8 protein-coding genes are annotated in these 14,590 nt (G+C 47.2%); 5 read left to right on the plus strand and 3 right to left on the minus strand.

Going from position 1 to position 14,590, the window contains the following annotated elements:
* The first annotated feature begins 175 nt into the window (after positions 1 to 175).
* From AC06L3_RS03655 to AC06L3_RS03675, 5 genes are read left to right on the plus strand one after another with little or no spacing between them, the layout of a single operon-like run.
* Positions 176 to 505 (plus strand): hypothetical protein, encoded by a 330-nt coding sequence (locus AC06L3_RS03655; RefSeq protein WP_475669261.1) that lies wholly within the window; start codon positions 176 to 178, stop codon positions 503 to 505.
* Between the two features lie 54 nt (positions 506 to 559).
* Positions 560 to 1,876 (plus strand): ATP-grasp domain-containing protein, encoded by a 1,317-nt coding sequence (locus AC06L3_RS03660; RefSeq protein ID WP_475669262.1) that lies wholly within the window; start codon positions 560 to 562, stop codon positions 1,874 to 1,876.
* Between the two features lie 2 nt (positions 1,877 to 1,878).
* Positions 1,879 to 9,369: a non-ribosomal peptide synthetase gene (locus tag AC06L3_RS03665; protein WP_475669263.1), complete on the plus strand. Its 7,491-nt coding sequence runs from the start codon at positions 1,879 to 1,881 to the stop codon at positions 9,367 to 9,369.
* A 15-nt stretch (positions 9,370 to 9,384) separates the two neighbouring features.
* Positions 9,385 to 9,882 (plus strand): GNAT family N-acetyltransferase, encoded by a 498-nt coding sequence (locus AC06L3_RS03670; RefSeq protein WP_475669264.1) that lies wholly within the window; start codon positions 9,385 to 9,387, stop codon positions 9,880 to 9,882.
* Between the two features lie 4 nt (positions 9,883 to 9,886).
* The gene (locus AC06L3_RS03675) at positions 9,887 to 11,554 is read left to right on the plus strand and encodes an MATE family efflux transporter (RefSeq protein ID WP_475669265.1); all 1,668 of its coding nucleotides are present in this window, start codon (positions 9,887 to 9,889) and stop codon (positions 11,552 to 11,554) included.
* Positions 11,555 to 11,624: 70 nt separating this feature from the next.
* On the opposite strand, the gene AC06L3_RS03680 is transcribed toward AC06L3_RS03675, so the two are convergent.
* The 3 genes from AC06L3_RS03680 to AC06L3_RS03690 form a co-directional block, all read right to left on the minus strand.
* A complete protein-coding gene (locus AC06L3_RS03680) occupies positions 11,625 to 12,008 on the minus strand; it encodes a hypothetical protein (protein WP_475669266.1) in 384 nt (127 codons plus the stop codon).
* Positions 11,998 to 12,765, minus strand: coding sequence for a zinc ribbon domain-containing protein (locus tag AC06L3_RS03685; protein WP_475669267.1), 768 nt, complete (start codon positions 12,763 to 12,765; stop codon positions 11,998 to 12,000). Before AC06L3_RS03685 ends, AC06L3_RS03680 begins: the two co-directional genes overlap by 11 nt.
* A gap of 19 nt (positions 12,766 to 12,784) precedes the next feature.
* Positions 12,785 to 14,590 (minus strand): hypothetical protein (locus AC06L3_RS03690; protein ID WP_475669268.1); only part of this gene is annotated, 1,806 nt, incomplete at its 5' end.

A 14,590-nucleotide genomic window follows, 5' to 3' on the forward strand; every position in this document is an offset into this window, starting at 1 on the left:
CTGATTATTTGTCTATTTTTGTTCATGGCTAAAGGACTATATTTGTTTTGTTTTCAACCACAATATAGTGATAATCAATGAATTATCAAACACTTTAGCCTTTTTTATTTTATATTTTATTCACTTGCGAAACTTGAGATATTTATTTTTGCTATTTGTATGTTTCCCTATCCAAATGTGCGGAAAGTATTCCAGCGCCCTTGATGGTGTGTCGATATATTACTTTCCACAGGTCGAAGGCATCATGGGTAGGTACCTAATTGCCAGAGAACAATCGTCCATATGTGAGACATACTACTTCAATGGAAGTTCTGATTTTGAATACTACAGGCTTGATGAAATTCCGGACGATGGCAGGCCATCAATGGAAGATTACCTTAAAATAGGCTCATCAAAAGCTGGCATATATCCCGATCTCTCCTTCGCAGGCGCAAGTGGCTCCCTTACGATGGACGATGACCTCCTCGTCAAAGTGATGCTCCCAGCACCACTATTGCTTCCATAAGTCTGTCATATGTAATTATTTCATACCTTTGTGAGATTAAAAAAACATAACCGCATGAAACAGAAGATAATGGTAGTACTTTGTGCTTCCAGCGCACTCAACTATATTGATGATATCCGGAACGCCGGGTTTGAACCCGTGATACTGGAACCGTTCGTTCCTGACAACCGGCGGGATGAGGCCCGTAAGGTATTTGACGCTGAATATGCACGTTTGGAAGGAGAACTTCCTGCGGTATACGTTGCAAAGGAATCCTACGAAGATACACTGGCGATGGTGCAGAAGATAAATCCTTGCGTGATACTGCCAGGTACGGACTATGCGCTGGAACTAGCAACAAATCTTGCTTATGATCTGGGGCTTCCCTGCAATTCTCCTGAACGACTGCCATATCTTCGCGAGAAAGATAAGATGCACGAAGCCATCAAGGTTGCCGGACTGCGGTATATCCGTGGAAAAGTGGTAAGCACGGTTGAGGAGGCTGTTATGTATTTCCGTGATGAACTGAAGAGCAAGCCCGCCATAGTTAAACCGTTGCGAGGTGCGGGGAGTGCGGGAGTCGTCGCCTGCCTGGATGAGGAAGCTCTGGTAAAGGCAGTATCCGAAGACATGGAACTGGCAAAGAAAAAAAATGCGCCTGTCATTGCCGTTCTGATACAGGAAATGATTTTCGGAACGGAGTATTTTGTCAACACCGTGACCTTGAACGGTTGTACCGTGGTTACCAACGTAATGTGTTATGAGAAACGCAGGATTGCAGCCGAAAGGCCTGTTTACGTAAGGGCCACTGCACTTGACAGCACTGATCCGATATACAGGGCAGTTGCCGATTATGTTGTGAAGACGATAGATGCAGTAGGGTTGAAAATCGGTCCGATGCATACAGAAGTGATGGTGGATGAATGCGGCCCCGTTTTGATTGAGGTCAACGCTCGCCTTGCCGGTGCCGATCAGCCGGCCAAGTGGCAAGATAAAGTTATGGGATTGCACGAAAGTGATATCGCCCTCAGAGCCTATTTGGGAAAGGATATTTTTCACACCAGTTACAATGACTATGCGGCAGTTCCGGCCATGAACGGAGAATATTTATACTACAATCGCCTGCGTCCCGGATGTTTCCAATGTGCCGTGACAACAAAAGACATTGAAGCTGAGGAATTCATAGGTCAGAAAACTATAATGGACCTCTCAAGCGTCTATTCCTTCCTGGGTTTTGATGCTCCCCGCTCATATTCAGCCACCACGGATTTCTTCACCTTTATCGGGACTGTCTTTATGGTAAATGATTCTCAAAATCAACTGGATGAGGATTTCCATAAACTTCTGGACATTGAAATGAATCATATTGAAAAACTGTTCATATTGAAATAAGTATGGAAACATATCCGCTGACACAAACTCAAACCGGCATTTATATATCAAGTATCACTGCAGAAAAGAACGAAAACTATAATCTTGATATGCTTTACAGTCTTGACCAGAGTGTTGACTTGGAAAGACTTGCGCAAGCACTCAACAAGGTGATAGAAGTTCATCCCTATGTCAAATCCCGTCTTGTGACCAACGATGGCGGTGACGTAATGCTTGAAGAGCATATTGATGACGTTTTCTGTACGCCAATAATTGAAATCAATGACATTGAGGATGTCCGCGCACATCTTGGAGAGGATTATGACCTGCATAAGGACGCTCTTTTCCGACTTGAGATTTACAAAACACAAAAAGGCAACTATCTGTATGTTGACTTCCATCATATCATATTTGATGGAATGTCGATGACAAATTTCCGCAGGGACCTGAGTCTGGCATACGCCGGACAGGAACTTGCGCCAGAGGGCAAGGACGGATTTACCGTTGCATTGGAGGAGCAGCAGTTGTGTAGGACGGAATTCTATTCGGAAGCCAAGATCTGGCATGAACAGGAATTTGCCGCCGCTGCCGATACCGATTCATTACCCCTGCCTGATGTGTATGGGGAAGAAAACGGGAAATGGATATTTGCCTTCCATCCCTTGAAGAATAACGAGCGGGAAATCATGGCACTTTGTGCCAAACACAATGTAGGAGTCAGCATCCCGTTTACAGCTGCGTTCGGCTATACACTTTCAAAATATTCTTCCGATGACGCAGCCCTGTATGCAACAATATTTCACGGACGCAGTGACAAATCCACCCTCAACGCATACAATATGATGGTCAAGACTCTTGCTGTATATCAGGATTTCACCAAGACACCTACCGTAACTGAACTGCTGCAACATACTTCCTCGCAGATGGCTGGTACACGGAAAAACGCCATTTATCCTTTCTCGGCGTTGAAAAGCGACCTTGGTCTGTTGCCACGTGTCTGTTTTGCGTATCAGGGCACTCTGCATACATACAACATAGATCTGGACGGGCGCCTGCAGGAGGGCGAAGACCTGAGAGTGCATCGTCCCGGATTTGACCTGGCGCTGCACGTCATACAGAAGGACAACGGCTATTTCTGCAAGGTGGAATACAATACAGGGATGTATTCGGCCGCCTTCATAGAACAATTCTGCAAAACCTACAGCAAGATTCTGGATGAGATGCAGGCTAAAGACGCACTCGCCGACATTGACCTTATAGATGAAGGACAGCTTGCGCAGATAGACTCCTTCAACGACAAGGACAGCATCGTCGATTTGGATGATAAGGCAACGGTGCTTTCTGAATTCAGGCAGCAGGTGCAGCTTCATCCTGAAAACATTGCCATAGTGTTCAAGGACAAGAGATACACATACAAAGAGCTGGACGAACTGACCGACAGATATGCCGGTATAGTTTACGAAAAAATCAGAGGATGTGGGAATGCGGAACCAGTGGTCTCCATTATCATTCACCGGAACGAATGGATGGTATTGGCTTCTTTGGCCGCAATCAAGGCGGGTTGCGCCTATCAGCCTCTTGACCCGAGCTATCCGCAGGAACGACTGAACTTTATGGTGAAGGATGCGGAGGCTGTGCTGCTCATAGCCGACTCGGACTTGAGGGGCCTGCTTGACGAGTATGAGGGCAAGGTGCTGCTTACTGGAGAACTCGCCGGTTCCCTGCCTGATGCTTCCTCTGACAAACTTCCGTCACTCAGTCCTCAAAGTCTGCTCACCCTGCTTTATACATCCGGTTCCACAGGCGTACCCAAGGGTGTGATGATTGAGCACCGCAATTTGATTGCCTTCAACAAACCTTACAGCCGGTATCTGGGCATCACTCCTCAGAGCAGAATAGCCGCTTATGCCAGTTTCGGCTTCGATGCCAATATGCAGGACAACTATTGCACTTTGATGAACGGTGCAACACTCCACATAATAGATGAAGACATGCGACTGGATATGGAAGCTCTTCATCAATACTATGAAAATAAGGGTATCACGCATTGCTTTATGACCACTCAGGTTGGAGTGCAATATCTGGAGAATTATCCCCATTCGTCAAATTTCCGGCATTTGGTGATGGGTGGTGAGAAACTCCGGGCAGTCAAGCCGGAGGAACTTGATTATAAGATTCACAACGGCTATGGCCCGAGTGAAACCACTTGCGGTTGTGCTCTGTTCAGGATAGACAGATGGGAACCCAACATTCCGATAGGAAGGCCTACGGCAACCTGCAATCTCTACATCGTGGACAAGGCGGGGCACCGTCTTCCTGCCGGAGCCCCCGGCGCATTGTGGATAAACGGTCCGCAGGTATCGCGGGGATATCTTAAACGTCCTGACAAGACGGCCGAAAGTTTCACCCCGAATCCATTCGGCAACGGCAGGGTGTATCACAGCGGTGACATCGTGCGATATCGCCAGAATGGCGATATCGAGTTTGTGGGACGCAGAGACGGGCAGGTGAAGATACGCGGTTTCCGCATTGAATTGAAGGAAGTAGAAGCCGTCATACGAGAATTCCCCGGAGTGAGAGATGTCACCGTGCAGGCGTTTGACAACTCTGATGGAGGAAAGTTCATTGCCGCATACGTGGTAACCGAAGGAGGCCTGGAACTTGATGTGTCCGCATTGAACGAATTCATAGCTAAGCAGAAACCACCTTACATGGTGCCTGCAGTGACAATGCAGATAGAAAAGATTCCACTGACAGTAAACCAGAAGGTTGATAGAAAAGTCCTTCCGGAGCCAAGACCTGCAGCGGTCTCCCGCAGGGACAGCAGTGTCAGCGTTCCTATGAACAGACTTGAGATTGAACTGTACAATATGGTGGCCCACGTTCTGAGCCTGCCGCAACTGACAGGAGATGACAGCAGTGGGGCTGCAATAGGAGTAAATGACAATCTGAAATTTTTCGGCTTGACATCATTGTCTTCAATCAAACTGGCATATCTGGTTTACAAGCGCTTCTCAATACAGATTGACTCCAAATCCCTGTCACATACCGGTACACTGCAGAGTATAGAGAATGAACTTCTAGGGCATTGGATGTCAGGTGCACCGGCAGTCAGAGAAACTGTTAAGGAGACAATAGATGAAGCGCCTTTGACATTTGCGCAGCAGGGCGTTTACAGTGATTGCGCAATCAATCCGGACTCGACTCTGTACAACATTCCTATGCTGATCAAACTCCCGTCGTCCGTATCTGCCGGACAGGTGGAGGAAGCGCTGGAAGCATTCGTTGATGCGCATCCGGCCCTCAGGTCACACTTCGTTATCGATGGCGATGGCGCAGTTATGATAAAGCGTCTGCCTAAGTCGGCATTGGATATGGAACGTCACAGTTGTGCCGATGAAGAAGATATATTGAGTGCCACAAGATGTTTGGTGCGTCCGTTCAAACTTTACGAAGGTCCTTTATTCCGGTTCAGTATCATTCAGCAGGCGGACAGGCGATATCTCCTTGCCGACTTGCATCACCTTATATGCGACGGAGCCTCTTGCGACATATTCCTGAAGTACTTGTGTCTGTATTTTGAGGGCGGGAAGCCGGAATGCGAAGAATACGACTATTATAGCTTTGCCGCACTGCAGAAACTGAATGAAAAGGACAAGGAATATCTGGATAGCCGTATTGCCGGTCTGGAGGAGGTAAGTATGCTGCTTCCCGACAACCTGATTGAAGAAAATGCTGACCACAAGTCCCGGCAGGTAAGCGCGAAATTGAATCTTTCAGCCTTGTCAAAAATAGCTGAAACCGTACCGGAACTCACAACTGCTGGCATTTGCCTTGCCATTTCGGGTATCTGCATAAGCCGTTACCTGGCGGAAGACGAGGTGTCGCTGTGCGTAATATCAAACGGCAGAAGTGATTCTCGTTTCCATAGTACAATGGGAATGTTTGTCAACACTCTTCCTTTCGTTTCTTCACTAAAGCCCGAGGACAGCGTGAATGACTATTTGCTGAAGACATGCAGGGACTATGAGGAAGCACTGCGTCACGAGCACTATCCCTTTGCCAGAATAGCCCATGATTACGGTTATAAAGCAAACATTGTGTATGCATATCAGATAGGAGTTTTAGACTCTTACAAGGTAGGCGATGAAGCGCTTGAAGTCCGGACACTTGAATTGGACAAGGCGAAATTTCCTGTTTATATTGCAGTCAAGGGTACGCTGGAAGATGCGCATCTCACTGTGGAGTATGACAGTTCATTGTACTCTGAAGAAATGATGCAGGGACTTGCAGATGCGTATGCTTATGTTGCGCAGCAGATTACCCATAATTCGCTGGTGAGAGACCTGTCGCTTACATCAGAGCAGATGATTGCTCATCTCGATACCTTCAACCGCGGATATCAGGAAAGTTTCGCCCAGTCGGATATCGTTACACTCTTTCGCAAGGCGGCTGCTGAACATCCGGGAAACACGGCTGTCATTTATAAAGACAAGTCTTATACATATAAGGAGTTGGACGACCTGACAGACAGGATGGCGGCTCTGGTTTATGAGAAGGTCAGGGGCTGCGGAAAAACTGAACCTGTGGTCTCAGTCCTCATCCATAGAAGCGAGTGGATGGTACTGGCATCCCTTGCTGCCCTTAAAGCAGGATGCGCTTACCAGCCGCTGGATCCAGACTACCCGCAGGAACGTCTGAATTTTATGGTAAAAGATGCAGGCGCAGCATTGGTCATTGCCGATTCGGATTTAAATACCCTCATAGACGGATATGACAGAGAAGTGCTGCTTACAGATGAGCTCCCGGGCAGTCTGCCAGTGAATCCCGGCATTGAGATTCCTGTATCCAGTCCTCAGAGCCTGTTCATACTGTTGTATACTTCCGGATCCACCGGTGTACCTAAAGGAGTGATGCTGGAGCACGGAAATCTGTCGGCGTTCTGTGACTGGTACAGAAAGTATTATTCCCTGACTCCGGGTGACTGTGTAGGTTCATACGCCAGCTACGGCTTCGATGCATGTATGATGGATATGTACCCGGCTCTTACAAACGGAGCTGCGGTTTGCATTGTACCTGAGGAAATCCGTCTCGACCTTACGGCACTCAACGATTATTTCAAGAAGAACGCAGTGACGCTATCGTTTATGACTACACAGGTGGGGGTTCAGTATCTGCTGAATGTCAAGGATTCATGTCTCAGGCACCTTTCTGTAGGCGGAGAGAAACTACCGAGCGTAAATCCGGCATCAGGATATGACTTCCATAACGGTTATGGTCCCACTGAGTGCACCATATTCTCCACAACCCATATGGTCTATAAAAAAGAAAACAATATTCCTATTGGACGACCTACAAACCATCTCAAATGTTACGTAATGGACAAGTTCATGCATCGTCTTCCAGTTGGTGCATCGGGTGAGCTTATCATTTGTGGCAGACAGGTGGGACGCGGGTACCTGAATCGCCCCGACAAGACGAAGGAAGCGTTCTTTACCATAGATGGACAGCGGGCCTATCACAGTGGCGATATAGTACGCTACCGCAATGACGGTAACATTGAATTTGTTGGTCGCAAGGATAGTCAGGTGAAGGTCCGTGGTTTCCGTATCGAATTGAAGGAAGTTGAAGCGGTTATTCGTGAATTCCAGGGAGTGAGCGATGTTACGGTTCAAGCATTCGATGATCCGAGCGGAGGAAAATTCATTGTCGCATACGTTGTTATGAAAGGAATGACGCTTGACAAGTCCGCTTTGAACAGCTTCATAGCTGTGCGCAAACCTTCATATATGGTACCTGCCACTACTGTACAGATAGACAAGATTCCGCTTACCGTCAACCAGAAAGTCGATAGGAAGGCTCTTCCCGCCCCACAAGCGGACAAGAATTGTCAATTGGAAAATTTCGTGGCACCACAAGGACATCTTGAGGAAACAATTGCCAGATGCATTGCCGAAACTCTGGCTCTCGATGTCAAGACCATCAGCGCTCACGACAGTTTCCCTTCTTTGGGAGGCACATCCATCAAGTCTATAAGTTTGATGGCGTTGTTGAAAAAAAATGACATTGTCATTCCTATAGCCAGACTGCTGGAACTTAATGATATCCGTTTTCTCGCTCTTGTGGCGGACTACGCCAGTCGTGGAGAGTATGTAGAAAAACGGACAGTCCTGATGCCGGCCCAGTTACGTATGCTGAAGGAAAAGTTGCTTCATCCTGACAGAAATATCAATGCCTTCTGCATTGAAATGGATATCGACGCTTCCATTACGGAAGAACATATCAGAAAGGCCGCAGACAGCTTGGCAAGAAGACATCCTGCCATTTCTTCCGCAATAGCATACGTTGGTGTAGATATGCCTTTGCAGGTTTATCTTGACCGGCAAATCCCTATCTCCGTCATTGATGCGGAAAACAATCTGGAAGCGGTCGGTTTGATGATGGACCAGAGACAGAGATTGTTGCAGTTTGTCAATAGTATTCAGTTGTCTCCTTTGTTCCACCTGTCGCTTGTAAGAATCGAGAGAAGGTCGTCATACCTTATGCTTGCATACAACGGAATACTGGCAGAGGATTGGAGAATCAGGACCTGGATTGCAGAACTATTTGAAGCATTGAGGGAAAATGGTGGTGAGTGCATTGAGAACTGGTGTTTCCTGCTGTCGGCGGCACTTGAAATGTCGGATTCCTCTTCACGGGAGGAGTGGGCCACGGAAGACAATGCCTTTTGCTGGAATGGGGAAGGGCTTGGCAGAAACGACGGCTATGACGACAACTACAAAGTACTCACGGAGGTACCGGGCACCAAGCAACTTGTATTCGTACATACGGGCAATACGGGCAGTGAAGCATATCAATCGCTTGCAAATCAGTTGGAAGGTTTCTGCTCTTTTGCCGTCCTTGACCAGTGGAACCTGTATCATCGTGATGACATAAAGCACGGTATTCCTGAAATAGCAAGCAAATATATCGAGGTGCTGCTGGCCCATCAGCCTCATGGACCGTATTATCTTGGCGGGTGGTGCTATGGTGGAATGATAGCTTACGAGATGGCCTGTCAGCTAACAGCAGCCGGCGAGCTTGTGGAACAACTTATAATGTTTGATGTCCATACTGTAAAGAAACAGATATTCAAGGAAATGTTCATAGGACGCAGCGAGGATAGTATGCGCAAGTACTTTGAACGCAGTCCGCTCTTCGAGAGTCTCATAAAGCGCGGACTTGAAGATACACTTGTTGCCAATTCACTGCAGGTGAATTTTGACATGATGAGTTTTCATCCTAAACTTTATGATGGCAATGTGCTCTATTTCAAAGCCATTGCTCCCGCTAAGGGATTGAAGGGAAGAATGGCTGAGTATTTCGAGGAAATGAACAGCAAGCGTGCCGGCGGTTACGAAAAGTACATTCCGAACGACAAACTGCATATAGTTGATATCAAGCAGGAACACGATAATCTTATGAACGAGGCGTCCCTGAGCATTGAAGTGCCGGTAATGAAACAATATCTATAGAAGAAACATGCTATTATGAAACTGACAAAGGAACAGGTGGATTACCATCTACTGAAAGACAATGAAAAGGACGAGGCCATTCAGTTCTGTATAAAAGTATTCACGGATTCATACGGAGCGGATGCGGTACCTACACCGGAACAGTTTGCCAAATCTCTGACAAGGCCCGGATACAAGGAGTCTCTGGATCTGTTCGGAGCATATGTTGAAGGCAGACTTGCAGGAGTGCTTGGAATGCGTGCCAACTCCACATATGGGGCTTTGTTCTATATTGATGTCCATTATCAGGGCACAGGGCTGGCCGGTATCATGTTCCGTGCAATGATTGAGGAATATGCGCCCAAAGGCGCAATCTTCATGCTTGCCAATTACACAAAGATAGATATGTATAAGCATATGGGATTTGTGCCTACGGATGAAGAGCAGAACGTTGATGGATTCCGTTTCGTTCCTATGGTGTATTTCAAAATGAAGGATTATCAACCGGCATATTATAAAAAACAGGAACTTTAAGCATATGTCCCACACTACATTGGCTGTAGATAAATTCTATCGCTTCATACCGCCCAATACCCTGAAAGTATTCGCTGTCTGCATCAGCCAGTTTGTAGATGCGCTGATAGTGGCTGCGCTTCTGGGGAGTGAAGCAATGGCGATAGTCAATCTGGGCAGCCCTATAATACTGGCTGTTGCTACATTGACAGCCTTGCTTACTGTTGGGGGTAGCACGCTTTATGCTTCTGCCTGCGGATCCTTCAACAAAAACAAGGCAGATAGAATATTTACTGTCTCCGCTGTTGCCGCACTGCTGTCCTCAGCACTGCTGATGCTGGGGTTGTTATTTTCGAAACAAGTTCTGATTTCAACTCTTTGTGCCGGAAATCAGAATCTAGCCGTTGCTTCCGGGAATTATATGGGCATTCTAATTACCAGCATTCCGGTCCTCACAATGGGCAATGTGCTTTTCGGATTCCTGCCATCTGCCGGAAAACCTAAGTTGAGCAGTGCATTAATGCTTCTTGCCAATCTTGTAAATCTCTGCCTTGACATCGTTTTCATAAAATTTGTTGGATTGGGGGTCGAGGGGGCGGCGTACGCCTCATTATGCGGATACAGCGTGGCCTTGCTGTGGTATGTGGTCTGCTATCTGCGAAAGAAACTCAATATGTCATTTGTCCATATTACAGCCAAAGATTTCCGGGAATTGAAGTCCATATGCAGTATGGGGACTTCTGCATCAGTTTCTCAACTGAGTTTAGCCATAAAGATTGCGGTATGCAATTCCATTGCATTGTACTTTGGCGGGAACAATGCACTCATTGCATTCTCTGTCTGTATGCAGTTGCTCTCTATCACATCCATCTTCGTGGGAGGCATAGGTTCTTCAATGATAAACATCACTGCAACACTGTGCGGCCAGAAGGACTTTCCTGCAACGGAAAAAGTCATCAGAAATGCATACTTCCTTATCTTTGTCTGTTCCTCAGTTGTTCTGGTTATCTTTGAACTTCTTGCTCCGCAGATTGCGATTCTTTACAAGGCATCTGAGACTGAAGTGTTGCGTATGACTATCCATGCAATACGCATCTTTTCTCTTACCATCCTACTGCGAAACTTTATCGTTGTATTCATGTTCTATGTGCAATCCATCCGTAAGACAATGTACGCAACGTTTATCAGTCTCTTTGACGGTTTTCTCGGGCAGTTACCTCTAGCGTACATTGCATGCCTGCAGATTGGCATTGATGGTCTGTGGTGGTCTTTCCCGTTGAACAGCCTTCTTCTTACCGTGATAGTCCTGATATGGAACAACCGGCTGCTGAAACACAGTAATCCATCATCTTTCAGGAATTTGCTTCTGGTTGAACGTGAAGCTGATGTCATTATTGAGAAATCCGGAACGGAACTGCTTTCCAACGTGAAAGAATCTTTGCTCGTCAAGGACGAGATCATTGCATCGAGGGGCTGGACCGCACTTTTGCTCTCTTACTTGGCAAGCCTGCTTAAGGAGAATAATCCTGTCAAATTCGACTACCACATCCGTGAATATTCAGATAAAATTGTTTTGGACATTCACAGCAATGTCAGTCGGATCACCAATCCGGTATTGGCTGTTCCGGAGCGCACACAGGTTTCAAATGAAATGATTCTTGATATGAACAGCCTGCGGGCCGTGTCTTATTAAGTTTTACAGGCTCTGTTTGCAGTACTCCAGAAACTTCTCCTTGTATTTCCTGTCAAGTGTACTTCAGTTGTCATTTTGCGAGAATCAGTTCAACGCCGTCCTTGCTCAGTTCAAGAACTGAACTGTCTGCCTTCTGTACACTGAACAGATGGTTCTTACCGTCTTTGGACAATACCAGCCTGTCTGCAACATCATAGCGACAGAGACCTCGCGCACCGTATGTGAAGGCATATTCCATTGTATCACTAGGGCATATGGTTGACGCGTCTCCTGTAAGGCACACCACTACAGTATACCCATCGCCGTTGAAAGTCATTTTCCCGCAGTCTCCTGAAAAAACGCCGCTCAGCGGTTCGGGCTCGGAACCATTTCCTGCGGGAGGGCCGTCGTATGAAGTTCCACAGGCACATGCTGCAGCAGCCAGAAGCAATAAAGCCAATATCCTACTTCTCATAAATCTTGCATTTTTTAGTAACGTGAGATTTGATGAAATCCACCACGAAGTCGAAGTCCTCGTCGTATGCATAGACCTGGTTCTTGTTGAATCTCTCATTGACTTTTATGACATTCCTTCTGCGGAATATCTCAATGCTCCTGACATGGCTGAATGATGAAACCATACTCTTCTTTGACCCAGCAAGAATACCCTGACCAACTGTGCCGGGATTCTTTGCCGCCATTCCGGCCAGGATGAGCACAAAGGACACTGCCTGAGCCTTCTTGAACTGACGCGGCATTTGAGTGTGCTTCACGCCATCGGCGTCCATGTCAAACATCACGCAGTACTTGAATCCCTGCATGGCTGCATATAGAAAATATGCTATAGCTACAAGTATCTCCACACCTGCGATAATAAGGAAGAATATCTTGGTGAAATCCATGAAATCCTTCATGTTGAAATGACCTTCAACGGAGTTGATGATACTGAGGAACGCCCACATCACCACAAATATCCAGAAGAATATCTTCCAGAGGACGAAAAGGATAGTAGGATTCTTCATCAGTTTGAATTCATAGTACCAATGGTACTTACCATCGGTACCGAGGCAGATATTCTCTGTAACCTTTCTGCCCCTGGGTGCCTCTTCCTCAACAGGATTTTCCACCTGCGATGGTTCCTGCGCTGTCTCCGCTGCGGCAACCGGTGCACCGCAGGCATCGCAGAACTTCGCATCATCGGGAAGCTTGTTCCCGCAGTTTGCACAATACATATCTATACTACTTTAATTGTTAACCTATTGTTTTCAATGTCTCTCCAAGCCAATGTGAAAGCAGTTCCAATGTGAGGTTGTTCTTTGCCAGAATGGCCTCCGCCTCCCCAAGTGTGAGCTGATCCGCTCCTGAGGAGAAAAGTCTTGAACTGATTTCCATTCCATAACGCATCCTCTCGGATATTTTGCTTACAGCCCCTTTAGTCTGGGCGGCCAGGTCACGCTCGTGCACATACCTGAACTGCTTGACCATCTGCCTTGCAGCCTCCTGTCTCTTTGACAGTGCCTGTTCAAGCATATCCAGACGCAGTCCGCTGTCTTCCAGCGTATTTGCTTTCCTTATCATCTCATTTGTCTGCTCGAACCACTCCGTGCTCTTGTAAGTCATGACTTTACCTGTGTGCTCGGCATTGGTAAGTTTCTGGTCCCAGTCCTTGATCACAGGATTCAAGTCCTCCTCATAGCTGACCTTTGAACCTTTCTGAACCACTGACTGGTCATGCATCTGAGCCCATTCGCCTGCAGCCTTATCGCTTGGTGCATCCATACCCGTGGTACGCTTGTAAAACGCTTTTTCGTATGCTTTCTGGGCTGCATCCTGAGGCACGTCCTTACCATCAACGGTCTTGTACGTGACATCACGGTCGAAAGTGACTTTTTTACCCTCGGCCAGATCTGCTTTATTGGAGCTGGTTGCAGCAAACGGCTTCTCATCCAGGTCATAGCCTTGCTCCTTCAGAATCCTGCGTACTTCGTCATCCACATCCTTGTAAACGTTGTCCAGTTCCTTGTTGAACGTTGCTCTGGTGGAGTTACCGTCAGCGAGCTTGTTCATTTCATGCATGGCGAACTTGTCACGCTGAACTTCAAGAACCTTCTTTTTATAAAGTTTCACGTTTTCCGGAGTAGGATTGTTCTCCATAAGCCACTGGGCCGCCTGCAGGTCATCCACCTTGGCCTTGCCGTGCGCCTGACCGTTCTTGTAAACCTGGTCGAGTTTCTTGTCGAGATCGCTCATCTCAGGATGCTTCTTGAAGGCCTCGATAGCTTCGTCGGCTTGACTGGCAGCCTTGGATTTCACGCTCTTCGACTTCTCGAGGATGCCCTTTGTCCTCTTTCCTATAGTCTCGGAGAAATAGTCTGTTGCGGCTTCCTTTGCCTGTTTCGTCAAGTTCTCAACGCTCTTGGCTGCAGCCTCGAACTGTTTCGGAGCGAATTTCTTACCAACACCTTTCCAAACATCGAAATCAGTAAGCGCTTCATACGCAGCCGCCTTCACGCCAACCACGAACACGTCATAAACTCCTCCACCATTCTCAACGGTTGCTTTCATGTCCCTGGCAACCTGCAGCGATGTGAAAACAGTTTCAGACATTCCGAGCGTTGCAACTCCCACAGCCATACGTGTGAAGAATCCCATGGAATTCTCCACCTCCTCGCTGGTCTGAAGGAAACTGTCAACGAACATCCTCATCTCGTCCGCAAGAGTGATGCGCTTGGCAGTGGCGTTTGCACCGGCCAGTTCACCGCTCAGGAACCTCGAGTACACATCTTTTACGGTTTCAACCTGATCCTTGTCGTAGCCATATGCGCCATCGTAGCCGTCAAGCATCACGTCAATGAGTTTGTAGAGCGGGAAGAGACGGCTGTATTCGCCGTTGTTCCAGATGCGTGACTGGATGTTGATAAGACCGTCGCCAATGCGTTTGTCCTCATCATACATGGCGGACGTGACATTCTGCCGCACAGGCTGAGAAGCAATGAGGACATCTTTCTCTACAGTTTCTCTCCGCCCGTTACCGCAGTCGGCTTCCAGGCTCAAGGT

The organism is Candidatus Egerieousia sp., assembly GCF_056211015.1.

Excerpts from the sequence above, each read along its gene's own strand:
- AC06L3_RS03655 (WP_475669261.1), top strand. The coding sequence starts at position 176 with ATGTGCGGAAAGTATTCCAGCGCCCTTGATGGTGTGTCGATATATTAC.
- AC06L3_RS03660 (WP_475669262.1), top strand. The coding sequence starts at position 560 with ATGAAACAGAAGATAATGGTAGTACTTTGTGCTTCCAGCGCACTCAAC.
- AC06L3_RS03665 (WP_475669263.1), top strand. The coding sequence starts at position 1,879 with ATGGAAACATATCCGCTGACACAAACTCAAACCGGCATTTATATATCA.
- AC06L3_RS03670 (WP_475669264.1), top strand. The coding sequence starts at position 9,385 with ATGAAACTGACAAAGGAACAGGTGGATTACCATCTACTGAAAGACAAT.
- AC06L3_RS03675 (WP_475669265.1), top strand. The coding sequence starts at position 9,887 with ATGTCCCACACTACATTGGCTGTAGATAAATTCTATCGCTTCATACCG.
- AC06L3_RS03680 (WP_475669266.1), bottom strand. The coding sequence starts at position 12,008 with ATGAGAAGTAGGATATTGGCTTTATTGCTTCTGGCTGCTGCAGCATGT.
- AC06L3_RS03685 (WP_475669267.1), bottom strand. The coding sequence starts at position 12,765 with ATGTATTGTGCAAACTGCGGGAACAAGCTTCCCGATGATGCGAAGTTC.